The following is a 353-nucleotide window of genomic DNA, read 5'->3' on the forward strand; positions in this document are numbered from 1 at the left end:
ATGACTGGGGTGAAGTCGTAACAAGGTAACCGTAGGGGAACCTGCGGTTGGATCACCTCCTTACCTTAAAGAACCTGCCTTTGTAGTGCTCACACAGATTGTCTGATGAAAAACAGCAGTAAAAAACCTCTACAGGCTTGTAGCTCAGGTGGTTAGAGCGCACCCCTGATAAGGGTGAGGTCGGTGGTTCAAGTCCACTCAGGCCTACCAAATTTGCGAAGCAAATTTGAAGAGGTTGCAAACGATGGGGCTATAGCTCAGCTGGGAGAGCGCCTGCTTTGCACGCAGGAGGTCTGCGGTTCGATCCCGCATAGCTCCACCATCTTTACTGCGAATACAAGAAAACTTCAGAG

The 353-nt window shown here is 50.1% G+C and carries 2 tRNA genes and 1 rRNA gene; all 3 read left to right on the forward strand.

The features are described 5' to 3' along the window. Positions 1–63: ribosomal RNA gene (locus AC6CWS_RS26505) — 16S ribosomal RNA — on the forward strand; the annotation flags it as partial. 70 nt (positions 64–133) lie between these two features. Beyond that, positions 134–210: transfer RNA gene (locus tag AC6CWS_RS26510), tRNA-Ile, on the forward strand. A gap of 36 nt (positions 211–246) precedes the next feature. Next, positions 247–322: transfer RNA gene (locus AC6CWS_RS26515), tRNA-Ala, on the forward strand. Positions 323–353: the final 31 nt, after the last annotated feature.

The organism is Klebsiella sp. M041 (assembly GCF_059759695.1).